Annotated in this window: 23 protein-coding genes; 13 read left to right on the top strand and 10 right to left on the bottom strand. The window is 67.0% G+C overall.

Annotated features, from left to right (window positions below; all coding sequences use genetic code 11):
• Positions 1-11: 11 nt before the first annotated feature.
• Positions 12-299 carry a co-chaperone GroES gene (groES, locus tag CHB86_RS01385; RefSeq protein ID WP_089230756.1) on the bottom strand — a complete coding sequence of 96 codons (288 nt, stop codon included), beginning with the start codon at positions 297-299 and terminating at the stop codon, positions 12-14.
• A 590-nt stretch (positions 300-889) separates the two neighbouring features.
• Between groES and CHB86_RS01380 the strand changes: the two genes are divergently transcribed.
• A complete protein-coding gene (locus tag CHB86_RS01380; protein ID WP_089230755.1) occupies positions 890-1,144 on the top strand; it encodes a hypothetical protein in 255 nt (84 codons plus the stop codon).
• Between the two features lie 73 nt (positions 1,145-1,217).
• Here the strand turns inward: CHB86_RS01380 and CHB86_RS01375 are convergent, their stop codons facing one another.
• A complete protein-coding gene (locus CHB86_RS01375) occupies positions 1,218-2,480 on the bottom strand; it encodes a calcium-binding protein (protein WP_089230754.1) in 1,263 nt (420 codons plus the stop codon).
• 193 nt (positions 2,481-2,673) lie between these two features.
• On the opposite strand from CHB86_RS01375, the gene CHB86_RS01370 reads away from it, so the two are divergent.
• From CHB86_RS01370 to CHB86_RS01330, 9 genes are all read left to right on the top strand, one after another.
• Positions 2,674-3,594 (top strand): manganese-dependent inorganic pyrophosphatase, encoded by a 921-nt coding sequence (locus CHB86_RS01370; RefSeq protein ID WP_089230753.1) that lies wholly within the window; start codon positions 2,674-2,676, stop codon positions 3,592-3,594.
• 147 nt (positions 3,595-3,741) lie between these two features.
• Complete coding sequence (locus CHB86_RS01365; RefSeq protein ID WP_089230752.1) at positions 3,742-5,169, top strand: coniferyl aldehyde dehydrogenase; 1,428 nt, start codon at positions 3,742-3,744, stop codon at positions 5,167-5,169.
• Positions 5,170-5,253: 84 nt separating this feature from the next.
• The gene (locus CHB86_RS01360) at positions 5,254-6,123 is read left to right on the top strand and encodes a TIGR01459 family HAD-type hydrolase (RefSeq protein ID WP_089230751.1); all 870 of its coding nucleotides are present in this window, start codon (positions 5,254-5,256) and stop codon (positions 6,121-6,123) included.
• A gap of 225 nt (positions 6,124-6,348) precedes the next feature.
• Positions 6,349-6,792 (top strand): MaoC family dehydratase, encoded by a 444-nt coding sequence (locus CHB86_RS01355; protein ID WP_089231563.1) that lies wholly within the window; start codon positions 6,349-6,351, stop codon positions 6,790-6,792.
• Positions 6,793-6,839: 47 nt separating this feature from the next.
• Positions 6,840-7,820, top strand: coding sequence for a bifunctional riboflavin kinase/FAD synthetase (locus tag CHB86_RS01350; protein ID WP_089230750.1), 981 nt, complete (start codon positions 6,840-6,842; stop codon positions 7,818-7,820).
• Positions 7,821-7,921: 101 nt separating this feature from the next.
• Positions 7,922-8,326 (top strand): YcgN family cysteine cluster protein, encoded by a 405-nt coding sequence (locus CHB86_RS01345; protein WP_245837729.1) that lies wholly within the window; start codon positions 7,922-7,924, stop codon positions 8,324-8,326.
• Between the two features lie 85 nt (positions 8,327-8,411).
• The gene (locus CHB86_RS01340) at positions 8,412-10,343 is read left to right on the top strand and encodes a methyl-accepting chemotaxis protein (RefSeq protein WP_089230748.1); all 1,932 of its coding nucleotides are present in this window, start codon (positions 8,412-8,414) and stop codon (positions 10,341-10,343) included.
• Positions 10,344-10,421: 78 nt separating this feature from the next.
• On the top strand, positions 10,422-11,465 hold the full coding sequence (locus CHB86_RS01335; RefSeq protein WP_089230747.1) for a threonine aldolase family protein: 1,044 nt from the start codon (positions 10,422-10,424) through the stop codon (positions 11,463-11,465).
• 88 nt (positions 11,466-11,553) lie between these two features.
• The gene (locus CHB86_RS01330) at positions 11,554-12,189 is read left to right on the top strand and encodes a class I SAM-dependent methyltransferase (RefSeq protein WP_089230746.1); all 636 of its coding nucleotides are present in this window, start codon (positions 11,554-11,556) and stop codon (positions 12,187-12,189) included.
• 8 nt (positions 12,190-12,197) lie between these two features.
• Here CHB86_RS01330 and CHB86_RS01325 read toward each other — a convergent pair whose 3' ends face one another.
• A complete protein-coding gene (locus tag CHB86_RS01325; protein ID WP_089230745.1) occupies positions 12,198-12,794 on the bottom strand; it encodes a 2-hydroxychromene-2-carboxylate isomerase in 597 nt (198 codons plus the stop codon).
• A gap of 186 nt (positions 12,795-12,980) precedes the next feature.
• Here CHB86_RS01325 and CHB86_RS01320 point away from each other — a divergent pair, with 186 nt between their 5' ends.
• Positions 12,981-13,991: a ribose-phosphate pyrophosphokinase gene (locus CHB86_RS01320; RefSeq protein WP_089230744.1), complete on the top strand. Its 1,011-nt coding sequence runs from the start codon at positions 12,981-12,983 to the stop codon at positions 13,989-13,991.
• 99 nt (positions 13,992-14,090) lie between these two features.
• On the opposite strand, the gene CHB86_RS01315 is transcribed toward CHB86_RS01320, so the two are convergent.
• The 7 genes from CHB86_RS01315 to CHB86_RS01285 form a co-directional block, all read right to left on the bottom strand.
• The gene (locus CHB86_RS01315) at positions 14,091-14,438 is read right to left on the bottom strand and encodes an H-type lectin domain-containing protein (RefSeq protein ID WP_089230743.1); all 348 of its coding nucleotides are present in this window, start codon (positions 14,436-14,438) and stop codon (positions 14,091-14,093) included.
• Positions 14,439-14,562: 124 nt separating this feature from the next.
• A complete protein-coding gene (locus tag CHB86_RS01310; protein ID WP_089230742.1) occupies positions 14,563-14,961 on the bottom strand; it encodes a F0F1 ATP synthase subunit epsilon in 399 nt (132 codons plus the stop codon).
• 9 nt (positions 14,962-14,970) lie between these two features.
• Positions 14,971-16,392 carry a F0F1 ATP synthase subunit beta gene (atpD, locus tag CHB86_RS01305; RefSeq protein ID WP_089230741.1) on the bottom strand — a complete coding sequence of 474 codons (1,422 nt, stop codon included), beginning with the start codon at positions 16,390-16,392 and terminating at the stop codon, positions 14,971-14,973.
• Positions 16,393-16,413: 21 nt separating this feature from the next.
• On the bottom strand, positions 16,414-17,292 hold the full coding sequence (locus CHB86_RS01300; RefSeq protein ID WP_089230740.1) for a F0F1 ATP synthase subunit gamma: 879 nt from the start codon (positions 17,290-17,292) through the stop codon (positions 16,414-16,416).
• 17 nt (positions 17,293-17,309) lie between these two features.
• Entirely contained in the window at positions 17,310-18,848 is a 1,539-nt protein-coding gene (gene atpA / locus CHB86_RS01295) for a F0F1 ATP synthase subunit alpha (protein WP_089230739.1), read from the bottom strand.
• Positions 18,848-19,408 (bottom strand): F0F1 ATP synthase subunit delta, encoded by a 561-nt coding sequence (locus CHB86_RS01290; protein ID WP_089231562.1) that lies wholly within the window; start codon positions 19,406-19,408, stop codon positions 18,848-18,850. Before CHB86_RS01290 ends, atpA begins: the two co-directional genes overlap by 1 nt.
• 430 nt (positions 19,409-19,838) lie before the next feature.
• Positions 19,839-20,594, bottom strand: a complete 756-nt coding sequence (locus CHB86_RS01285; RefSeq protein ID WP_089230738.1) for a class I SAM-dependent methyltransferase — start codon at positions 20,592-20,594, stop codon at positions 19,839-19,841.
• 68 nt (positions 20,595-20,662) lie between these two features.
• Here CHB86_RS01285 and gloB point away from each other — a divergent pair, with 68 nt between their 5' ends.
• Positions 20,663-21,424, top strand: a complete 762-nt coding sequence (gene gloB / locus CHB86_RS01280) for a hydroxyacylglutathione hydrolase (RefSeq protein WP_089230737.1) — start codon at positions 20,663-20,665, stop codon at positions 21,422-21,424.
• A 282-nt stretch (positions 21,425-21,706) separates the two neighbouring features.
• Positions 21,707-24,043, top strand: coding sequence for an ATP-dependent Clp protease ATP-binding subunit ClpA (gene clpA / locus CHB86_RS01275; protein WP_089230736.1), 2,337 nt, complete (start codon positions 21,707-21,709; stop codon positions 24,041-24,043).
• The last annotated feature ends 5 nt before the right edge of the window (positions 24,044-24,048 follow it).

Below are 24,048 nucleotides of genomic sequence, written 5' to 3'. Positions count from 1 at the left end.
GCGATGGGCGATCAGGAAATGATGCCCAGGATGTCGCTTTCCTTCATGATCAGCAGTTCCTTGCCGTCGAGCTTGATCTCGGTGCCCGACCACTTGCCAAAGAGGATCTTGTCGCCTTCCTTGACGTCCATCGCGATGCGATCGCCATCTTCGTCCTTGGCGCCGGCGCCGACAGCAACAACGAGACCTTCGGCAGGCTTTTCCTTGGCGCTGTCAGGGATGATCAGGCCGCCAGCGGTTTTCTCTTCGCTCTCGACTCGCTCGACCAGGACCCGGTCATGCAGCGGGGTAAATGCCATCTCGGAACGCTCCTACGTTCTTGGTGTTTCGACTTTTATCACTCACACTCGGCGAGTGCTAACGGCAGGTGAGATAGGCAAGAGCCCGAGTCGTGTCAACCGCCCAGGCGGCAGGAAAATCACACCGGGCTTCGTCTGGCATATAAGGATGCGGGATCGCCATTTAACGGGTGGCTTTTCGGTGAGACCCGTGCTACCGAGCGGCCATCGCGTGCCCCACGTGAGGAGGACCTTGTATGATGAGCCAACTTACCCGCGCCTGCTGAGCAGGCCCCAGCTCTCCGGCCATGCGCCCGTCGCAGGCTGACCTCCGCCCTTTTCATTCGCAACATAGGTGATCCGCCTCCGCCATTCGGCGCGGCCTGACCATCTGCTTCTGAAAATCCGTCGCGAGTCCGGCTCACCGGAGACCCATCCATTTCAACCGGCGTTCCCTTCGCGGCAACGCCCCTTTCCTGCCGACCAAACCCTTCGAAAGGAGTCTTTCATGACGGCCAATTGCCTCTCGCTCCGAAGCGCATCGCTTCTTCCCATTTCCACCGGCGCCACCGCCGGCCCCAGACCCATTTCCATTCCATGCGAGGCCCACAATGCCCCATCCCTTCATCGACAGCGCCCACCTGCGCGACATCCACGCTGATCGTTTCCGGCAGGACGCCTTCCTGCTGCACGGCAGCGTCAACCTGCCCGACAACCCGGCCGTCCGGGCCGAGATCGCGGCGATGCTGCGCGAGATAGCGGCGGACCCTCCGCCCCCGCGCCCCCCGGCCCGGCCGCTGATCGCGCGGCTGCAGAGCTGGGTCCCGCGCTGGTTCGGCTGGCTGCGCGCCATGCCGCTGCCGTGACGGGCGCAGGTGACAGGCAAGACAAGGCCCGGGCAGTCCCCTGCCCGGGCCGTGTTGCGACAGCGCCTGCTTCCTAGAAGAAGAAGCCGAAATCGTCGAAGTTCAGGCCGGTGAGCGGGCCGAGGTCGTTGGCGTCGAGATCCTCCACGAAATCGTCCCGGTTCAGGTTCTTCGGCGCGATATTCCGCACCACCGCGATTTCCTGCGTCGCCGTCGAGATCAGCGTGTTCTTCCCCTGCTTGGTGAAGATCAGGTCATCCACCCCGAAGGACGAATCGAGCGGCGAGACCAGCCCGATGAAATCGGTGCCGTTCTTGAAGTCGGTGATGATCACGGGCGCCTCCATGCCGGTCGGAAAGGCGAAGGCCGGCGGAATCTCGATGGCGAACAGGTCCTTGCCAGCCCCTCCGGTCAGCACATCCGCCACCTGGCCGGAGTATCCGTAGGCCGTGCCGGCGAACAGGATGTCGTTGCCCGCGCCGCCGACGACCTTGTCCTTGCCGGTCCCGCCGATGAGGATGTCGTGCCCATCGCCGCCAAGGACTGTGTCATTGCCGTCCCCTCCGTCGAGCATGTCATTGCCGCCACGCCCTCCGACGATGTCGTTGCCGCCGCCGGCATAGATGAAGCTGTCGCCGTTGCTCAGGCCCGGCTTCAGCTTGTCCGCCTTCTGGGTGCCGTAGAGACCATCGACGTTCTTCAGCGTGTCGGTGCCGAGATCGCCTTTCTCGACCAGCACCGCGCCCTTCTTGCCCTTGGTAAGGGTCAGGCCGACATTGATCTCCTGGTACTGGACCCAGTCGACCCCGCTCTTGCCGCGGATATCGTCATCGCCGGCAGAGCCCTTGACCCAGCTGCCGCCCTTGTTGAGCACAAAGGTGTCGTCGTGGCGGGTGCCGGCGAAGTAGGAGCCGACATCGTCGGGCCACGGGTAGTCGGCCATGTCCTTTCCGACAAAGGTCGGCACGAAGGCGTCGAGCGAGCGCGTCGCGTCGCCGGATTCGCCGCTCGTCCGGTAATGCGCGTCGAACCCGTTCTTGAGCGCCTTCAGCCCCGGCTTCGTGCTGTTGAACTCCACCGTCAGAACGTCGGCGTACTTGTGCGCGCCGTCGATGTTGGTCCAGGAGGACACGGTCAGCTTCGAGACCTTGCCGCCGCCGGCCGTGATCTCGACCTTGGCTTCCGACCACATGTCCTCGTAGGTCCAGTTCGACCCGTCCCTGGTGGCCTTCACCGCGCCGCGCAGGATGTCGTTCACCACGTCGATCCAGGTTTCAAAGAAACTGTGGACCGCAAAGTATCCCTTGTGCGCTGTTACCGTCATTGTCTTGGGCATTGAAATCGCTCCCTGGAAAATCAAACCCGGGCGCCCCCCATGCGCGCCCGTTCCGGAAGCTTGTCGGCCAGCCTCACGTAAGGTCAAGGATTCTGTTGCAGAGCTGCAGGCGTGCGTAATCGCCTCATGACAGCCCCGCCGAGGCCCCCTATAAGGGCCGCGATTTTCTGACTCTCAAGGACGGACCGCTTCCATGACCATCAAGGTTTTCGGCCACAAGGCCCCCGACACCGATTCCACCGGCTCGCCGATCATCTGGGCCTGGTACCTCTCGGAGATCAAAGGCACCCCGGCCGAGGCCAAGCTGCTGGGCGAGCCCAACACCGAGGCCGCCTTCGTGCTGGAGCGCTGGAACCTCGACAAGCCCGAGATCATCACCGAGGCCGGCGCCGGTGCGCCCTGCGTCGTGGTCGACACCAACAACCCCGAAGAGCTGCCCGCCGACATCAACGAGGCCGACCTGCTCCAGATCATCGACCACCACAAGCTCACCGGTGGCATCGAGACCAAGTCGCCGATCGACATCACCATGCGCCCGCTCGCCTGCACCGCCACCATCATGTACGACCTGATGGGAGACGACGCGGCGAGGATGCCCGAGGCGATCAAGGGCGCGATGCTGTCGTGCATCCTGTCCGACACGCTGGAATACCGCTCGCCGACCACGACCGAGACCGACAAGGCGCTGGCGGAGAAGCTGGCCGCCGAGCTGGGCCTGAACGTCACCGACTATGCCGCCGAGCTCTTCGCCGCCAAGTCCGACGTCTCGGCCTTCTCGGATGCCGACCTGATCCGGATGGACAGCAAGATCAACGAGGTCGACGGCGTGAAATTCCGCGTCTCCGTGCTCGAGACCACCGCGCCGCAGATCCCGCTCGACCGCAAGGCGAGCCTGATGGAGACCATGAAGACCGTCTGCGCCGAGGACGGCGTCGACCACGTGCTGCTCTTCGTCGTCGACATCCTCAAGGAAGAGGCGACGCTGCTGGTGCCGAACGACGTGGTCAAGGGCGTGGCGGAGAAGAGCTTCGGCGCCTCGGTCTCGGGCGACGCGGTCGTCCTGCCCGGCATCATGAGCCGCAAGAAGCAGATCATCCCGAACCTCAAGGTCTGATCCGGCCGCAAGACCCCGACCGTCGAAATGCCCGGCCATCCGCGCCGGGCATTTTGCGTTCTGCCCCCACGTCACACCGCGACCGGCGTTGACCGGTCCCATGCGGCTCTCCACCTTCTCGGGCAGGTTCAGACGGAGGAACGGACCATGCCCGACGGCGCTCCCAACACCGATCCGACCGGCGGCGCGGCCGAGTTGCTGGCCCGCCAGCGCGACGCCTTTCTCGCCCACGGCACGCCCGACCTCGCCCACCGCCGCGATGCGCTCAAGCGCCTGCGCGACGCGATCGTGGCCAGCCGGGAGACCTTCGAACAGGCCGCGATGGCCGATTTCGGCAACCGCCCTGCCACCGAGACCGCGCTGATCGATCTCGGCCCCACCGTTCAGGCGATCGACCACATGCGGCGCCACCTGCGCGGCTGGATGCGGCCCGAACGGCGGCGCGTCGGCCTTCTGATGCAGCCCGGCCGGGCGGAGCTGCGTTACCAGCCGCTCGGCGTGGTGGGGATCCTGTCGGCCTGGAACTACCCCGCGGGCCTCGCGCTGGTGCCGCTGGCCACCGCGCTCGCCGCGGGCAACCGGGCAATCGTCAAGGCCTCCGAACTTGCCCCCGCCACGGCCGAGGTGCTCAAGGCGATGCTGGGCGGGATCTTCGAACCGACCGAGGTCGCCGTGGTGATCGGGGACGCGGAGCTTGCTGCCGCCTTCACCGCCCTGCCCTTCGACCACCTGTTCTTCACCGGCTCCACCGCCGTCGGCCGCCACGTGATGCGCGCCGCCGCCGACACCCTCACCCCGGTGACGCTGGAGCTCGGCGGCAAGTCCCCGGTGATCCTGCAGGACGACGCGGATATCGACCTCGCCGCCGGCGACATCGCCTTCGGAAAGGCCGCGAACGCCGGCCAGACCTGCATTGCGCCGGATTACCTGCTCGCCCCCGCGAAGCTCATCCCGGCCTTCAGGGAGGGCTTCACCGCCGCCGTCCGCGCCTCCTATCCCGGCGGGCTGGCCGATCCGAACCTGACCACCATCGTCAGCGACCGCCACCATGCCCGCCTGCTCGGCCTGCTGGAGGACGCCCGCGCCCGCGGCGCCGAGATCGTCCCGGCGCTCACCGAGGGCGGCAACAGCGCCCATCCGCGCGCGGTCTCTCCGACGCTGGTGCTGAACGCCACGCCCGAGATGGCGATCATGCAGGAAGAGATCTTCGGGCCCTACCTGCCGGTCGTTGCCGCCGAGACCCGGGCCGAGGCCATCCGCTTCGTCAACGCCCGCCCGCGGCCGCTGGCGCTCTATGTCTATGGGCGGGACCGCGACGGCATCGCCGAGGTGCTGGACCGCACCACCAGCGGCAATGTCACCGTGAACGGCATGATGCTGCACTATGCGATCGAGGGGCTGCCCTTCGGCGGTGTCGGCGACAGCGGGATCGGCGCCTATCACGGGGTCGAGGGCTTTCGCCGCCTCAGCCACGCAAAAGGCATCTACCGCGCTGGCCGCTGGCACGGATCGCGCCTGATCCGCGCGCCTTACGACCGGGTCGCCCGCCTCGCCGTCCGGCTGTTGCTGCGCTGAGCGCCCCCTGTTCGGCCCGCCCCCGCTGCGCTATAGCGCGGGGGACCGCGTAGAGGACGCGCATCCCCAGGCTCCGGAGACCCCATGACCCGCATCATCGAGCATTTCGCCGAGATTTCCGACATGTACGACGCAGCCTTCGTCGATCTCTGGGGCTGCATGCACAACGGGATCGCGGCCTTTCCCGACGCGGTCGAGGCCTGCCGGGCGTTCCGCGCCAGGGGCGGCAAGATCGTCATGCTGACCAATGCGCCGCGCCCGCGAGCGACCGTGGCCGAGCAGATGGCCCGGCTCGGCATCCCCGACGACGCCTGGGACACCATCGCCACCTCCGGCGACAGCGCCCGGCTGGCGATGTTCACCGGCGCGGTGGGCAGCAAGGTCTACCACATCGGCGAGCCCAAGGACGACCCGTTCTTCGAGCCGCTCAAGATGCTCGACGACCCGGTCGAGATCACCCGGGTGCCGCTGGAAGAGGCCGAGGGCATCGTCTGCACCGGCCCGTTCGATCCCCATGCCGACCCGGAGGTCAACCGCCCGGCCTTTCTCTACGCCAAGACCAAGGGGATGAAGCTGCTCTGCGCCAACCCCGACATCGTGGTCGACCTCGGCGAGACCCGGCAATGGTGCGCCGGCGCGCTTGCCCAGCTCTACACCGAGATGGGCGGCGAGAGCCTCTACTTCGGCAAGCCCTACCCGGCGATCTACGACCTCGCCCGGCGGCGCCTCGCGGAGGTCGGCTTCGTCCAGGACGACCGAATCGTCTGCATCGGCGACGGGATCGGCACCGACATCAAGGGTGCGGTCGGCGAGGGGCTCGATTCGGTTTTCATCACCGGCGGCCTCGCCGCGCAGGAGACGATGACCAAACGTCACCCGGAGCAGGTCGCGCTCACCACCTACCTCGAGGCGCACGGCATGTCCGCGCCCTACGCCATGGGCTTCTTCCGCTGATCCCCGCGCAGGGCGCGTTTCAGCCCGTTTTGCCGGATGTTAGCGCCGCAACGCAGCACGCAGGACGCTGCCATGCGGCATTGCGCGACCGCGCGAGAACCGCCGATCCGGCACGAAACAAAGTTGCCAGAATCGCATGGCAGCTTTGCACTTTGTTTCTTTCTGCATTGCAGCAGGACGTGATTTCCGCTAGATAGGCCGGCAAGAAACCAAAGGATTGTCATGATGCTCGACAACGATACCGGTCACACGATCTTCCTCGAGGATCTGGAAATCGGCATGAAGCGTGATCTGACGAAACTGATCACGGACGCGGACATCGAGAAGTTCGCCGAGGTCTCGACCGACCACAACCCGGTCCACCTCGACGAGGAATACGCCAGGGAAACCGTGTTCGAGGGCCGCATCGCCCACGGCATGCTGACCGCCGGCCTGATCTCCGCCGTGATCGGAGAGCAGCTGCCCGGCCACGGCACGATCTACCTCGGCCAGACACTCAAGTTCATGGCCCCGGTGCGCCCCGGCGACATCGTCCATGTCGAGGTCGAGGTGGCCGAGATCGATCACAAGAAGCGCCGGGTCCGGCTGCTGACGCAGGCCAGCATCGGCAAGACCGTGGTGCTGCGCGGCGAGGCGAACGTGCTGGCGCCGTCCAAGAAACTGGACTGATCGTCGCCCCGCTTGCGCTCTCCTGTCCTCGCGGCTAGGGGAAGCGCATGAAGCGGATCACCTCCCTGGCCGACATCACGGACTCCGACCGCGGCGCGTTTGCCGCGATCGGCAATTTCGATGGCGTGCACCGGGGGCATCTGACCGTTCTGGACCTGACCCGCGACGCCGCCGCCCGCAGCGGCGCCCCGCTCGGCGTTCTCACTTTCGAGCCGCACCCGCGCGAGGTCTTCATGCCGGACGCGCCGCCCTTTCGGCTGATGAACGCCGAGGCACGGGCGCACAGGCTGTCCAAGCTCGGGGTCGACCTGCTCTTCGAGCTGCCCTTCGACGCCCAACTCCACGGCCTGACCCATGACGCATTCTGCCGGGAGGTGCTGTCCGACGGGCTGGGCCTTGCCGGCGTCACCGTCGGGGCCGACTTCTGCTACGGCAAGGGACGGGCCGGCAATGTAACCACGCTGCGCGACGCCGGACGCGACATGGGGTTCGACGTGGTGGTGGCCGAGCTGCTCGGCAACGGCTCCGGCGAGCGCGTCTCCTCCACCGCCATCCGCGAGGCGCTCTCCGCCGGGGAGCCGCGCAAGGCAGCGAGCATGCTGGGCCACTGGCACCGTCTCGAAGGCCCCGTGGAACACGGCGCCAAGCGCGGCCGCACCCTCGGCTATCATACCGCCAACATGAGCCTCTCGGGCCTGCACCAGCCGCGGTACGGTGTCTATGCCGTGCTGGTCGAGGTGGTGACGGGGCCGCACGCGGGCAATTACCGGGGCGTGGCCTCCATCGGCATGCGCCCGATGTTCGACGAAACCGTCCCCAACATCGAGACCCACCTGTTCGACTTCTCGGGCGACCTCTACGACGCCCACCTCTCGGTCGGCCTCGTCGCCTACCTGCGCCCGGAGATGAAGTTCCCCGGCGTCGATGCCCTCGTCGCCCAGATGGACGCCGACAGCGCCCGCGCCCGCGAGATCCTCTCCGAGGTGCCGCTCACCGGCTTCCCGACCGCCGCCATCCAGGCCGAATGACCGCCCGCGCCCCCAGGAAACCGCGCCGGCCCGGCGCCACGGCCAAGACCTCGACGGAGCAGCTGCGCCCGCGGTTCTGGGAGCGTGTGCCGCTCGAAAAGATGAACACGGCGGAATGGGAGGCGCTCTGCGACGGCTGCGGCAAGTGCTGCCTCAACAAGCTCGAGGACGAGGATACCGGCGAGGTCGCCTTCACCCGCATCGCCTGCCGCCTGCTCGACGACGACACCTGCCGCTGCACCCATTACGAGATCCGCCACCAGTTCGTGCCCGATTGCGTGACCCTGAGCCCGCAGAACATCGGCAGCCACGCCTACTGGATGCCCCGCACCTGCGCCTACCGGCTGCTGGCCGAGGGCAAGCCGCTCCATTCCTGGCACTACCTGATTTCCGGCGACCGCGAGAGCGTGCACCGCGCCGGCGTCTCGATGCAGGGCATGACCCTGTCGGAATTCGACGTGCCCGAGGAAGACTGGGAAGACCACCTGCTCGACGGCGATCTCTGACGCGCGGGCGCGAAATCGGCCATTAAGCCGACGTTATTCCCTGTCGTCTAGGAAGAGCGGGACTTCAGGTGAATTGGACTTCCCGATGCTACGCTCCCTACTCTCCCGCCTTTCCACCCGTATCTACGGAATCGTCGCGCTTGCGGCCCTGCTGATCTTCGTTCTCGCCGAAGTGCTGTTGTCGATGGCGGTCGACAGCGCCTTCGAGATGCGGCAGCAGCACCTGAACGACGTGGTCGAAACCGCCACCAGCCTGCTCGACAACTACGCAGATCACGTCGAACGCGGCGAACTGACGTTGGAAGAAGCGCAGGCGGAAGCCCGGGACGCGCTGGGCAAGGCGACCTATGGCACGGACGGGTACTTCTTCGCCTTCACGCCGGACGTCGACATCCTCGTCCTGCCCGCCAAGCCCGAATGGGTCGGCACCAACCAGGCCGATTACGAGGACGCCAAGGGCCTGAAGCTCTACGAGGCGTTGCGCGACGTGGCGATCAAGGACGGCGCCGGTTCGGTGACCTATCACTTCATCAAGCCGGACACGACCGTGCCGGAGGAAAAGATCGGCTTCGTCGTCCATTACGAGGCCTGGAACTGGATCGTCGGCACCGGCTCCTACGTTTCCGACATCCACGGCGCCCTGTCCCACCTGCGGACCTTCAGCCTGATCGCGATGGCGGTCAGCATCGTCGCCATGGTCGGTGTCTCGACCCTGCTCGTGCGCAGCGTGACCCGCCCGCTCGCCGCCCTGATCGGCCGGATGCGCGGGCTCAAGGAAGGCGATGTCGAAACGCCGGTTCCGCTGATCGACGCGCAGAGCGAGGTCGGCGACATGGCCCGCTCGATCGACGTGTTCCGCACCGCCCTGGTCGAACGGACCCGGCTCGAGGCCGAGCAGGTCGCCAAGGACAAGGAACTCGCCCGGCAGCGCGAAGCCGCGCTGGAGCAGGAGAGCCTGATGCAGAAACGCGAGGCCGAGGCCGCCACGCATCGCCAGCAGGAGGAGGCCCGGCAGGCCGCCGAACGCGAGGCCCAGCGTGCCGAGGCAGAGGCGGAGCGGGAGCGCGTGCGCGCCGAACAGGAGCTAGTCGTCAGCAGCCTCGCACAATCGCTCAACGCGATGTCCCAGGGCGACCTGTCCACCCGCCTTACCCAGACCTTCCCGCCCGCCTACGAGGCGCTGCGGAAGGATTTCAACAACGCGGTGGAACGGGTCTCCGAGCTTGTCGGCTCGATCGTCGAGGGCGCGGGCCACATCAACTCCGAAACAAGCAGCCTCAATGCCGCCGCGGTGGAACTTGGCCGGCGCACCGAATCGCAGGCCGCCTCGCTGGAGCAGACCGCCGCCGCGGTGACCGAATTGACCTCTTCGCTGGAAAGCTCCACCCACGGCGCCCGCGAAGCCGCCGGCACCGTCTCGCGCACCCGCGACCGCTCGCGCGCCGGCAAGGAGGTCGTGCACCGCACCATCGACGCCATGACCGAGATCTCCGAGAGCTCGGGGCGGATCTCCAAGATCACCGGCGTGATCGACGACATCGCCTTCCAGACCAACCTTCTCGCGCTCAACGCGGGCGTCGAGGCCGCCCGGGCGGGCGATGCCGGCCGCGGCTTCGCCGTCGTCGCCTCGGAGGTGCGGGCGCTGGCACAGCGCTCCTCGGAAGCCGCGCGGGAGATCGCCCAGCTGATCGCGACCTCGGGCCATCAGGTGGAGACCGGCGTGCAGCTCGTCAACGAATCCGGCACCTCGCTCGAGGAAATCGAGAAGCTGGTGGCCCAGCTCGACGAGTTGGTCAGCGACATCGCGGAATCCTCCGCCCAGCAGGCCACCGGGCTGAACGAGATCTCCTCGGCGATGAACCAGCTCGACCAGGTGACGCAGCAGAACGCCGCCATGTTCGAGGAAACGAACGCCGCCGTCTCCGCCCTGCAGGCCCAGGCCACCGCCCTCGAACGGGACAGCGCCAGCTTCACCCTCGCCCGGCAGGAGACCGACACCCTCCGGATCGCCTCCTGACCGCATGAGCCGCCGCGCACCGCTCCTGCCGGTGCGCGGCCCCTTCCCTTGCCCGGGCTGCGGGACTAGACCGGGGCCATGTATTTCGCCTCCGACAACACCGGCCCGATTCACCCCAGGATCCTCGACGCGCTCGCCCGGGCGAACACCGGCTACGCGCCGGCCTACGGCGCGGACCCGCTGACCGCCGAGGTCGTTCAGACGCTCCGCGAGATCTTTGAAGCGCCCGAAGCCGCGGTGCATCTGATGGCGACCGGAACCGCGGCGAACGCGCTCCTGCTCTCCACCGGCACCGCCCCCTGGCAGACGATCTTCTGCTCCCGCGTCGCCCATATCCACGAGGACGAGTGCAACGCGCCCGAGTTCTTCTCCGGCGGCGCCAAGCTGACCCTGGTGGAGACGGTCGACGGCAAGATGACCCCGGAGGGCCTCGCGGCGGCAATCGAGGCCGAGGAGACCCGCGGCGTCCACGGACCGCAGCGTGGGCCGGTCTCGCTCACCCAGGCCACCGAGAAGGGCACGCTCTACACCCTGGAAGAACTCCGGACGCTGTCCGACGTCGCCCACCGCTACGGCCTGCCCGTCCACATGGACGGTGCGCGTTTCGCCAATGCGCTGGCCGGTCTCGGATGCAGCCCCGCCGAAATGACCTGGAAGGCCGGCATCGACATGCTGAGCTTCGGCGGCACCAAGAACGGCCTGATGGGCGTCGAGGCCGCGATCCTCTTCGACCCGGCCCGCTCGATGGAATTCGAACTGCGCCGCAAGCGCGGGGCGCATCTGTTCTCCAAGCACCGCTACCTCGCCGCGCAGATGCAAGGCTACCTGGAAGGCGGGCTCTGGCTCGAGATGGCCGGGGCCGCGAATACCGCCTGTCAGCGCCTCGCCGACGGGCTGCGCGACGCACCCGGCGCCAACCTGATGTTCCGCCCCGAGGCCAACATCGTCTTTGCCCGCCTGCCCCGCGCCACCCATCGCCGGCTGTTCGAGGCGGGGGCACAGTATCACCTTTGGGACGACACGCTGGACGGCGGCCCGGAGGACGCCCCGCTCGCGGCGCGCTTTGTCACCGACTGGTCGGCCGACCCCGCGGAGACCGACCGCTTCCTGTCCTTGCTCTGAGGCCGACCGGCGCCGCAGGGCGCCAGGCCCACCGGAGCCGGGGCGCCACCCAACCCGGCGGGCCGCCGCGCCAAGCGACGAGGACGCCATGGGCAAACGGAGCCGTTTCTGGGACCTGATCGCGCGGCGCTACGCCCGGATGCCGGTGCGCGACGAGGAGAGCTACCGGGAGAAGCTGGCGATCACGCGCTCCTACCTGCAGCCGGACTGGGACGTGCTGGAGATCGGCTGCGGCACCGGCACCACCGCGCTGGAGCACGCGCCCCATGTGCGCCGCTTCCGCGCCGTCGATTCCTCGCCGAAGATGATCGAGATCTGCCGCGAGAAGGCCGCCGCGGCCCCGACCGAAAACATCGCCTTCGACTGCGCCGATTTCGACGAGATCGACCAGCCCGACGCCAGCCTCGACGCGGTGCTTGCCATGAGCATCCTGCACCTGCTCGACGACCCGGACACGGCCCTGGCCTGGATCCACGCCATGCTGCGCCCCGGCGGCATGTTCTTCAGCAGCACGACCTGCATCGCCGATATCGACAATGCCGTCTCCCGCTACCTGCTGCCTGCCGCCGCGGCGCTCCGGCTGGTGCCGCGGATGACGCAGCTCGGCCGCGCGGAGCTCCACCGGAGTATCGAGGCCGCGGGTTTCGAGGTCCTGCGAGACTGGCAACCGGACGACGATCCGGCCAAGGCCGTCTTTATCGTCGCCCGCAAGCCGGCGCCCTGAGGCGCGCGCTACAGACGCCCGGCCAGATGGGCGTCGAGATCCTCGAGCCGGTCATGGCCCCAGAACCGCTGATCCTCGCCGGTAATGTAGAAAGGCGCGCCGAAAACGCCCCGGTTCACCGCTTCCTCGAGGTTGGCGGCATAGGTCTCGGCCCCGGTCAGGAGACCGGAATCGGCGAGGCTCGGATCGAAGCCGCAATTCCCGAGGCACTCGCGCACCACCGCGTCGTCGGCGATGTCCTTTTCCTCGGCCCAGACGGCCCGCAGAAAGGCCTGGGCCAGCGGCCCCACGTCGCCGCCGGACTTCTGGGCCGCGATGATCGCATAGGACGAGGGCGCGGCGTTGGTCGGGAAATGCGCCGGCTTGAAGTTCATCGGCATCCCGGCCTTCTTCGCGCCGCGTTGCAGCTCCTGCATCCGGTATTCGAGCCGCGCGGGATGCCGGTCCTTCACCGGAATGCCGCCGGTGCGGGGAAACAGCGCGATGATGTCCAGGGGCTTGTAGGCGATGGTCGCGCCGTGCCTGGCGGCGATTTCCTCGAGCCGGTTTCCGGCGAGATAGGTGAAGGGCGAGATGGTCGAGAAGAAATAGTCGATCTGGGTCATGTGGGCCTCCTGGGGTGCGTGGCGGAGCCTAGCCTCCGGAATGTGGCGGGCAAGCCCTAATCGGGTGTCGAAAACCGCACTCGGGGGCCTGTCGGGCCGACACGGTGTTTCCAAGCCGCGCCCCATGCGTTACGGCGATCACGTCACATCCCTGTCACGATTCCGTTCACTCCGGAGCCTGCTGCCATGCCAAACCACACCCAGCCGAAGCTGATCTCCGGCAATGCCAACCTGCCATTGGCGCAGGCGATCTCGCGCCGCGTCTCGATGAGCCGCGGCATGTCCGTCGGGCTCGTCGACGCCCGCGTCGAGCGGTTCAACGACCAGGAGATCTTCGTCGAGGTCTACGAGAACGTCCGCGGCGAGGACATGTTCATCATCCAGCCGACCTCGAACCCGGCCAACGACAACCTGATGGAGCTGCTGATCATGTCGGACGCGCTGCGGCGCTCCTCGGCGGCCCGCATCACCGCAGTGATCCCGTATTTCGGCTATGCCCGCCAGGACCGGCGCACCAAGGCACGCACCCCGATCTCGGCCAAGCTCGTGGCCAACATGATCGACGTGAGCGGGATCGACCGGGTCCTCACGATGGACCTGCACGCAACCCAGATCCAAGGCTTCTTCGACATCCCGGTGGACAACCTCTACGCCGCGCCGGTCTTCGCGCTCGATATCCGCCACAAGTTCAAGAAGAAGCTCGACAAGCTCACCGTGATCAGCCCCGACGTCGGCGGCGTGGCCCGCGCCCGGGAACTGGCGAAACGCACCGGCAGCGCGCTGGCCATCGTGGACAAGCGCCGCGAAAAGGCCGGCGAGGTCGCCGAGATGACCGTGATCGGCGACGTGAAGGGCCAGACCTGCATCATCGTCGACGACATCTGCGACACCGCCGGAACGCTCTGCAAGGCGGCGGACGTGCTGATGGATGCCGGCGCCAAGGAAGTCCATTCCTACATCACCCACGGCGTGCTGAGCGGCCCGGCGGTGGACCGGATCACCAAATCGTCGATGAAATCCCTCGTCATCACCGATTCCATCGAGCCCACAGAAGCGGTGCAGAAGGCGGAGAACATCCGCATCGTGCCCACCGCGCCGATGTTCGCCCAGGCGATCCTCAACATCTGGAACGGCACCTCGGTGTCGTCGCTGTTCGACCACGAGGCGCTGGCGGCGATCTACGAAGGCACCTACTGACCGCCACGCAGCGGACCCGGGCCCGAGGGCCCGCGCTGACGCGCGGGTGCCTCCGGCGGGGGTATTTCAGGACAGAAGAAGCAGGGCCGCGCCCCTGCCCTAGAGCTTCCAGTCGTCCTCGTGCGGCAGCTCGCCTATGGCGAGCCACGTGGCGCGGACGCGGGCGACCTGGGTGTCGCCCCAGGTGCGGAACACCAGATCGAAGCCGGTTTCGGTGACATTCTCGGCCGAGATGTCGGCCCGCTGGTTGGAATCGCGGTCGATGTCCCACATGGCGAGACCGGCGTGCACCACCGGCGGCTGGCGGAAGGGCTCGGAAAACCGCACCGCCTCGCGCACCTGGCGCGGTCCGGTTCCGGCCCACATCGGGCCGCCATCCTGGAAATCGGAAAACAGGACGCTCTGTCCCTGATCGACCCCGATGAGATAATTGCGCATCCGTTCCATCAGGTCGCGATAGCAGCATATTCCGGCATAAATTGGAACGCCTTGCGAGGCCGTGGGCGCCCGGAGACGAAAAGGGCCCCGCGTCCGGAGACGCGGGGCCCTGGAATGTCCGAATGGCGCGGGATTACTCCATCGCTTCCATCAGGTGCACGAGGTCGGCGACGAATTTCTCCGCCACGTCCCGCGTGTCGCCGGTGGCCTCGGCGGCGCGCTTGCGCGCGTCCTCGAGAAAGCCTTCCAGCGCCGCACGGGATTCCGCCGCGCCGACATAGGCTCGCTCGGCCAGGACCGACATGGATTCGGCGTTGATCTCGGCGAAGCCGCCGGTCACCGCGAAGCTGGTCTCGGAGCCGTCGGCGCCGGTGACCTTCACCAGGCCGGGGCGCAGGGTGGTGATGACAGGAGCATGCTCCGCCATCACCGTCATGTCGCCCTCGGAGCCCGGGATCTGGACCTGGGTGGCCTCAAGCGACGCCAGCCGCTTTTCCGGGCTTACCAGATCGAACTGCATCGTGTTGGCCATGGGCCCTCCTTATGCGGCGTCCGCAGCCATCTTCTCGGCCTTGGCAACCGCTTCCTCGATATCGCCGACCATGTAGAAGGCGGCTTCGGGCAGGTGGTCGTACTCGCCGGCGACCACGGCCTTGAAGGACGCGATGGTCTTCTCGAGCGGCACCTGCACACCGGGGAAACCGGTGAAGACCTGGGCCACGTCGAAGGGCTGCGACAGGAAGCGCTGGATCTTCCGGGCGCGGGCCACGACCAGCTTGTCCTCTTCCGAGAGCTCGTCCATGCCGAGAATGGCGATGATGTCCTGCAGCGACTTGTAGCGCTGGAGGATACCCTGCACGTCACGGGCCACCTTGTAGTGCTCCTCGCCGAGGACCGCCGGGTCCATCAGGCGCGAGGTGGAGTCGAGCGGGTCCACGGCCGGGTAGATGCCCAGCTCGGAGATCGCGCGCGACAGCACGGTGGTGGCGTCGAGGTGGGCAAACGACGTGGCCGGCGCGGGGTCGGTCAGGTCGTCCGCAGGCACGTAGATCGCCTGCACCGAGGTGATCGAACCGGCCTTGGTCGAGGTGATGCGCTCCTGCAGGGCGCCCATGTCGGTGGCCAGCGTCGGCTGGTAACCCACGGCCGAAGGAATACGGCCGAGAAGCGCCGACACCTCGGAGCCCGCCTGGGTGAACCGGAAGATGTTGTCGACGAAGAACAGAACGTCGGTCCCGGACTGGTCGCGGAACTGCTCGGCGAGCGTCAGGCCGGTCAGCGCGACGCGGGCACGGGCCCCCGGAGGCTCGTTCATCTGGCCGTAGACCAGGGCCACCTGCGACTTCGACAGGTCCTCGGGGTTGATAACGCCCGATTCGATCATCTCGTGGTAAAGGTCGTTGCCCTCACGGGTCCGCTCGCCAACACCGGCGAACACGGAGAAGCCCGAGTGCACCTTCGCGATGTTGTTGATCAGTTCCATGATGAGAACCGTCTTGCCCACGCCGGCGCCGCCGAACAGGCCGATCTTGCCGCCCTTGGCGTAGGGAGCGAGCAGGTCGACGACCTTGATGCCTGTGACGAGGATCTCGGATTCGGTGGACTGCTCCTTGAACTCCGGCGCCGGCTGGTGGATGGCGCGGTGCTCGTCGGCCGTGACCGGCGCACCTTCGTCCACCGGCTCACCGACGACGTTGAGGATCCGGCCCAGGGTCGCGTTGCCCACGGGAACGGTGATCGGGCCGCCGGTGTCCTTCACCGGGGCGCCGCGCACGAGGCCTTCGGTCGCGTCCATCGCGATCGCCCGCACGGTGCTTTCGCCGAGGTGCTGGGCGACCTCGAGAACCAGGCGCTTGCCGTTGTTCTCGGTTTCGAGCGCGTTGAGGATTTCGGGCAGGTCGCCGTCGAACTGAACGTCGACGACGGCGCCGATGACCTGGGTCACTTTGCCGTTGCTAGCCATTTGTTATGTGTCTCCGGTTTCTCAGAGCGCCTCGGCGCCCGAAATGATTTCGATGAGCTCGTTGGTGATGACGGCCTGACGGGAGCGGTTGAACTCGATCGTCAGCTTCTCGATCATCTCGCCGGCGTTGCGGGTCGCGTTGTCCATCGCGGTCATCCGCGCGCCCTCTTCCGAGGCGCCGTTCTCCAGCAGCGCGGTGAAGATCTGCGTCGAGATCCCCCGCGGCAGCAGGTCCGCCAGCACACCTTCTTCGCTCGGCTCGTAATCGTAGAGCGCGCCGCTCTCGGCGCCTTCTTCAGGGGCCTCGAAGGTCGCAGGGATGATCTGCTTGACCTGCGGCTCCTGGCTGATCACCGAGAGGAACTTGTTGAAGAAGATGGTGCAGACGTCGAACTCTCCGGCCTCGTAGCGGGCCAGCAGGTCATCCGCGATCCCGGCCGCGTCGTCGTAGCCGAGCTTCTTCACGCCGCTCATGTCGACGTGGTCCACGAAATACTGCTTGTAGTCCCGCTTGAGCTGTTCGCGGCCCTTCTTGCCGACGGTGATGATCTTGACCGTCTTCCCCTCGGCAAGCAGCGCGTCGATCTTGAGGCGCGCGGCCCGCACGATCGTCGAGTTGAAGCCGCCGCAGAGGCCGCGTTCGGAGGTCATCACGACCAGCATGTGAACCTGGTTGGAGCCCGTCCCGGCGAGAAGCCGGGGCGCGCCTTCGCTGGCGCCGACCGCCGCGGCCAGGCCGCTCATCACGGCCTGCATCCGCTCGGCATAAGGCCGTGCGCTTTCGGCCGCATCCTGGGCCCGCCGCAGTTTTGCGGCGGCCACCATCTGCATGGCCTTCGTGATCTTTCGCGTCGACTTGACGCTATCGATCCGATTCTTGAGATCCTTGAGGCTGGGCATCTATGCGTTCCTCAGCCTCACGCGAAGCCTTTGGCGTACTCTTCCACCACGGCCTTGATACGGTCGGCGGCATCGCCCTTCACCTTCGGATCTTCCTTGGTGATCCAGTCGAGAAGATCGGCATGCTTGGTCCGGATGAAGGTCAGCAGGCCCGACTCGAAGCGGCCGACGTCGCCGACCGGGATCTTGTCGAGGTAGCCGTTCACGCCGGCGAAGATCACGCAGACGATCTCGGCGTTGGTCAGCGGCGAGTACTGCGGCTGCTTCATCAGCTCGGTCAGGCGCGCGCCGCGGTTCAGCAACTGCTGGGTGGCGGCGTCGAGGTCGGAACCGAACTGGGCGAAGGCGGCCATCTCGCGGTACTGCGCGAGTTCCAGCTTCACCGGGCCGGCGACCGATTTCATCGCGTTGGTCTGGGCCGAGGAGCCCACGCGCGACACCGACAGACCGGTGTTCACGGCCGGGCGGATGCCCTGGTAGAACAGTTCGGTCTCGAGGAATATCTGGCCGTCGGTGATCGAGATCACGTTGGTCGGAATGAACGCCGACACGTCGCCGCCCTGGGTTTCGATGATCGGCAGCGCGGTCAGCGAGCCGGCACCGTGGTCCTCGTTCAGCTTCGCGGACCGCTCCAGGAGGCGGGAGTGCAGGTAGAAAACGTCACCCGGGTAGGCTTCACGCCCCGGCGGACGGCGCAGCAGCAGCGACATCTGACGGTAGGAGACGGCCTGCTTGGAAAGGTCATCGTAGATGATCAGGGCGTGGCGGCCGTTGTCGCGGTAGTACTCGGCCATCGCGGTGGCGGAATACGGAGCCAGGTACTGCATCGGCGCCGGGTCCGAAGCGGTGGCGGCAACGATGGTGGTGTACTCGATCGCGCCGGTTTCCTCGAGCTTCTTCACGAGCTGGGCAACGGTGGAGCGCTTCTGGCCGACGGCCACGTAGATGCAGTAGAGCTTCTTGCTCTCGTCATCGCCGGCGGCGTCGTTGTAGGACTTCTGGTTCAGGATCGTGTCGAGCGCCACGGCGGTCTTGCCGGTCTGACGGTCGCCGATGATCAGCTCGCGCTGGCCGCGGCCGATCGGGATCATGGCGTCGACCGACTTCAGGCCGGTGGCCATCGGCTCGTGCACGGATTTACGCGGGATGATGCCGGGAGCCTTCACGTCCGCCACGCGGCGCTCGGAGGTCTCGATGGCGCCCTTGCCGTCAATCGGGTTGCCGAGGCCGTCGACCACGCGGCCGAGCATGGCGTCGCCCACCGGCACGTCCACGATGGCGTTGGTCCGCTTGACCACGTCGCCTTCCTTGATGTCGCGGTCGGAGCCGAAGATCACGACACCGACGTTGTCGATCTCGAGGTTCAGCGCCATGCCCCGGATGCCGCCCGGGAACTCGACCATCTCGCCGGCCTGGATGTTGTCCAGACCGTGAACGCGGGCAATACCGTCACCGACGGACAGCACGCGGCCGACTTCGGCGACTTCGGCTTCCTGACCGAAGTTCTTGATCTGGTCCTTGAGGATTGCGGAAATTTCCGCAGCTTGCAGTGCCATTACCCGACCTCTTTCATAGCGTTCTGGAGATTGGCGAGCTTCGCGCGGACGGACGTGTCGACCATCTTCGAGCCCACCTTGACGATGAGACCGCCGATGAGGCTTTCATCCACGGCCGTGTTCAGTTTGATGTCCTTGCCGAAGCGGGACTTCAGCATCTCGGCGACGGCGCCGGATTGTTCGGCGGAGAGCGGGACGGCGGAGGTCACCTCTGCGGTCACTTCGCCCTTCTCGTCGGCGATCTTTGCGCGCAGCGCCTTGAGCACCAGCGGCAGCGCGAACAGGCGGCGGTTGGACGCCATCAGGCCGAGGCCGTTGCGGGTCACGCCATCGAGGCCCATCTTGTCGGCGACCGCGGTGATCGCGGCGGCCTGTTCTGCGCGGCTGTAGACCGGGGAACCGATCATCGCCTTCAGGTCGTCCGAGGTCTCGAGCGCTTCCGACAGGGAGTCGGTATCGGCTTCAAGAGTGGCAAGCTTGCCCTCGTCCTTGGCCAGTTCGAACAGCGCCTGCGCGTATCGCGCGGCAATGCTGGAGGAAATCGAAGCCGTTTCTGACACGTCCACCCCTCTTGTTGTCGCGCACCGGTACACGGCTGTCCGGGCGCATCCTGTTTCGGGCGGCAACCATCGTTCCCCCCATAAATCGAAGAGCGATGTAACAGACCCGTTTCGGCCTCGCAACTCTCTTGACCAAAGCAATTTACCGCTCTTCTTCAGCCGCCGCCCGGCAATTTCCGGCATCAAATCGGCCCTCTCAGGCGCTGAAACTTGCGAAGCGCCGAGAATCCCGCATCAATTGTGTGCGATTGCATACAGAAAATGCCGCAGCGCGGCAAAACCACCCCATTCTGTGCCTCTGCGGCAGATTGCCCTCGTATCGGCGCTAACATGGCCGCTGGCGCCCGCGAACCGCGCAACACCGGCGTCAGGCGCGCAATTAGGGCCGCATCGGCGGCCGGCAAGGAGAATCACCGCAGGTGTGGCGCTCTCAGGCCGGTTTCGGCCCGGACGGCGCGTTCACCGCGTCCAGCACGCGCAGCGGATCGCGCACCATGTCCTTGACCGCCGCCCCACCCGGCGTCTGCATCTGCTTGGAGGCCTCGAACAGGAACACCCCGCCCGCGAGCGACGAGGACAGCCGCCGCCCGTATTGCTCCAGAAGCCCCGAGGAGCGCAGCCAGAAACGCCGCTCCGAGGGCGGGCCATAGAGCGCCGCGGCGTGGCGCTCGGTGCGGAAGGCGTGGCGCAGGAGCTGCGTCTCGAGCTGGCCTAGCGAATAGGGCCGCCCGTAGCCGAAGGGCGTCGCGTCGCGGCGCGCCCAGAGCCCGGAGCGGTTCGGCACCACGAAAACCACGCGCCCGCCCGGCCCCAGCACCCGGTGGATCTCCTCCAGCAGGTCGGAGGGGCGGTCGGAGGTCTCCAGCCCGTGCATCAGCACCAGCCGGTCGACGCTGCCGGTCTCGAGCGGCCAGAGCGTCTCTTCGCTCAGGACCGAGACATTGGGCATTCCCGAGGGCCAGGGCATCACCCCCTGCGGCGCCGGCATCAGCGCGATCACCCGCCGGGCGACGGCGAGGTAGGGACGCAGCAGCGGCACGGCAAAGCCGAACCCCACCACCGTCTGCCCGCGCACCTCGGAGGCCGGCCAGAAGGTTTCCAGCTGATCGCGCACGGCGCGCTGCGCGACACGGCCCAGCCGAGTCCTGTAGTAGAATTCCCTCAGGTCCAGCACATCCAGATGCATTGCGCCCGGCCTGCTCCATCTCCATCTTGAGAGGCAACCATAACGGCTCCCGAAGAAAAGGAAACGCCATGCCGCTCGAAATCGTCACCGTTCCCTGCCGGGCCGACAACTATGCCTACCTGCTGCACGACGCCGGAACCGGGGCGACCGCCGTGGTGGACGTGCCCGACGCCGCGCCGATCCGCGCCGCCCTCGCGGAGCGCGGCTGGTCGCTCACCGACATCCTGATCACCCACCACCACAACGACCACATCGACGGCGTGGCCGAGTTGAAGGCCGAGACCGGCGCCCGCGTGGTCGGCGCCGCCGCCGATGCCCACCGCCTGCCGCCGCTCGACCTCGCCCTGCGGGAAGGCGACAGCGTCGCTGTGGGAGCGGAGCAGGCGCAGGTGCTCGACGTCTCAGGGCACACCCTCGGCCATATCGCCTTTTCCTTCCCCGGCGCGGTCTTCACCGCCGACAGCCTGATGGCGCTCGGCTGCGGCCGGCTCTTCGAGGGCGACGCGCGGACCATGTGGGCCTCGCTCTCCAGGCTCGCCGCCCTGCCCCCGGAGACGCTGGTCTATTCCGGCCACGAGTACACCGCCGCCAACGGCGCCTTCGCGGTGACCGTCGACCCGGACAACCCGGCGTTGAAAAAGCGCGTGGCCGACGTCGCCGCCGCCCGCGCCGCCGGCCGCCCGACCGTGCCGTCGGAGCTGTCGCTGGAGCTGGCCACCAACCCGTTCCTGCGCGCCACCGACCCGCAAATGAAGGCGCGCATGGGGATGGCCGGCGCGCCGGACGCGGAGGTCTTTGCCGAGATCCGACGCCGCAAGGACGCGTTCTGATCGCCTTCCGGGCGAGTGGCCCGCGGCGGGACCTCGACTCATCGGGCAGCGCGGGGCATGCTGGCATCCCGCGCCGCCCTGCCTCAGCGTCAGCGGCCTTCCAGTGCTGCGCCGGACTCTGCGGAGAACCGATCACATTTTGTGCATATGCAGCACGAAGCGGCGTTCGCCGAGAAAAAAGACTTGAAGCCGCGCCAACACCAACCAAACTTTAATACCAAGAGCACAGGCTGACTGCGGTCCTCCCTCCGCGCATGGCCTACAGGAAAAGGAGCGCGCCCCGTGCCGTCATTTTCGAACACACTCGAGCAAGCCATCCATGCCGCGCTTGGATTTGCGAATGCCCGTCGCCATGAGCTGGCAACGCTGGAGCACCTGCTCCTCGCGCTGATCGACGAGCCCGACGCCGCCAAGGTCATGCAGGCCTGCGACGTCGACCTGGAGGAGCTGCGCCGGAAACTGGTCGAGTATATCGAAGAGGATCTGGCAACGCTCGTCACCGAGGTGGAAGGCTCCGAAGCCGTGCCCACCGCCGCCTTCCAGCGGGTGATCCAGCGCGCCGCGATCCACGTCCAGTCCTCCGGCCGTACCGAGGTGACCGGCGCCAACGTGCTGGTCGCGATCTTCGCCGAACGCGAGTCGAACGCCGCCTATTTCCTGCAGGAACAGGACATGACGCGCTACGACGCGGTGAACTTCATCGCCCACGGCGTCGCCAAGAACCCGAGCTTCGGCGAAAGCCGCCCGATCACCGGCGCCAACGAGATGGACGAGGACAGCTCGCGCTCCGAGGACAGCGGCTCCGGGGAGACGGAGCAGAAGGAATCGGCGCTCGCCAAGTATTGCGTGAACCTCAACGCCAAGGCCGAGAAGGGCGATGTCGACCCGCTGATCGGCCGCGACCACGAGGTCGAGCGCTGCATCCAGGTGCTCTGCCGCCGCCGCAAGAACAACCCGCTGCTGGTCGGCGACCCGGGCGTCGGCAAGACCGCCATCGCCGAGGGCCTCGCCCGCAAGATCGTCTCGGGCGAGACACCGGAAGTGCTCGCCGGCGCCACCATCTTCTCGCTCGACATGGGCGCGCTGCTGGCCGGCACCCGCTACCGCGGCGATTTCGAGGAGCGGCTCAAGGCCGTTGTGACGGAGTTGGAGGACCACCCCGACGCCGTGCTCTTCATCGACGAGATCCACACCGTGATCGGCGCCGGCGCCACCTCCGGCGGTGCGATGGATGCCTCCAACCTGCTGAAGCCCGCGCTTCAGGGCGGCAAGCTGCGCTGCATGGGCTCGACCACCTACAAGGAGTTCCGCCAGCATTTCGAGAAGGACCGCGCGCTCTCCCGCCGGTTCCAGAAGATCGACGTCAACGAGCCCTCGGTCGAGGACAGCGTCAAGATCCTCAAGGGCCTCAAGCCCTATTTCGAGAAGCACCACGACATCAAGTACACCGCCGACGCCATCAAGACGGCGGTGGAGCTGTCGGCGCGCTACATGAACGACCGCAAGCTGCCCGACAAGGCGATCGACGTGATCGACGAGGCCGGCGCGGCGCAGCACCTCGTGCCCGAAAGCAAGCGGCGCAAGACCATCGGCACCAAGGAGATCGAGGCCGTGGTCGCCCGGATCGCCCGCATCCCGCCCAAGAACGTCTCCAAGGACGATGCCGAGGTGCTCAAGGATCTCGAAAGCACGCTCAAGCGCGTGGTGTTCGGCCAGGACAACGCCATCGAGGCGCTCTCGGCCTCGATCAAGCTGGCCCGCGCCGGCCTGCGCGAGCCCGAGAAGCCGATCGGCAACTACCTCTTTGCCGGCCCCACCGGCGTCGGCAAGACCGAGGTCGCCAAGCAGCTCGCCGACACGCTCGGCGTGGAACTGCTGCGCTTCGACATGTCGGAATACATGGAGAAGCACGCGGTCTCCCGCCTCATCGGCGCGCCTCCGGGCTACGTCGGCTTCGACCAGGGCGGCCTGCTGACCGACGGCGTCGACCAGCACCCGCATTGCGTGCTCCTGCTCGACGAGATCGAGAAGGCGCATCCGGACGTGTTCAACATCCTGCTGCAGGTCATGGACCACGGCACCCTGACCGACCACAACGGCCGGTCGGTGGACTTCCGCAACGTGATCCTGATCATGACCTCGAACGCCGGCGCCTCGGACATGGCCAAGGCCGCCATCGGCTTCGGCCGCGACAAGCGCGAGGGCGAGGACACCGCCGCCATCGAGCGGACCTTCACGCCGGAATTCCGCAACCGCCTCGACGCGGTGGTCAGCTTCGCGCCGCTCGGCAAGGAGGTGATCCTGCAGGTGGTCGAGAAGTTCGTGCTGCAGCTTGAAGCCCAGCTGATGGACCGCAACGTCACCATCGAACTGACCAAGCCGGCGGCCGAGTGGCTGGCCGACAAGGGCTACGACGACAAGATGGGCGCCCGCCCGCTCGGCCGGGTGATCCAGGAGCACATCAAGAAGCCGCTGGCCGAGGAACTGCTCTTCGGCAAGCTGACCAAGGGCGGCATCGTCAAGGTCGGCGTCAAGGACGGCGAGCTGGAACTCACCGTCGAGGAACCGGGCAAGCTGCGCCTCTCGGCGCGCAAGCCCCCGCTCCTTACCGCGGATTGACCGGC

The organism is Tropicimonas sediminicola, assembly GCF_900188335.1.
In the GTDB taxonomy this organism is placed as follows: Bacteria; Pseudomonadota; Alphaproteobacteria; order Rhodobacterales; family Rhodobacteraceae; genus Tropicimonas; species Tropicimonas sediminicola.
The sequence above is the reverse complement of the archived record's forward strand: the minus strand, read 5'-3'. Positions and strand labels throughout refer to the sequence as shown.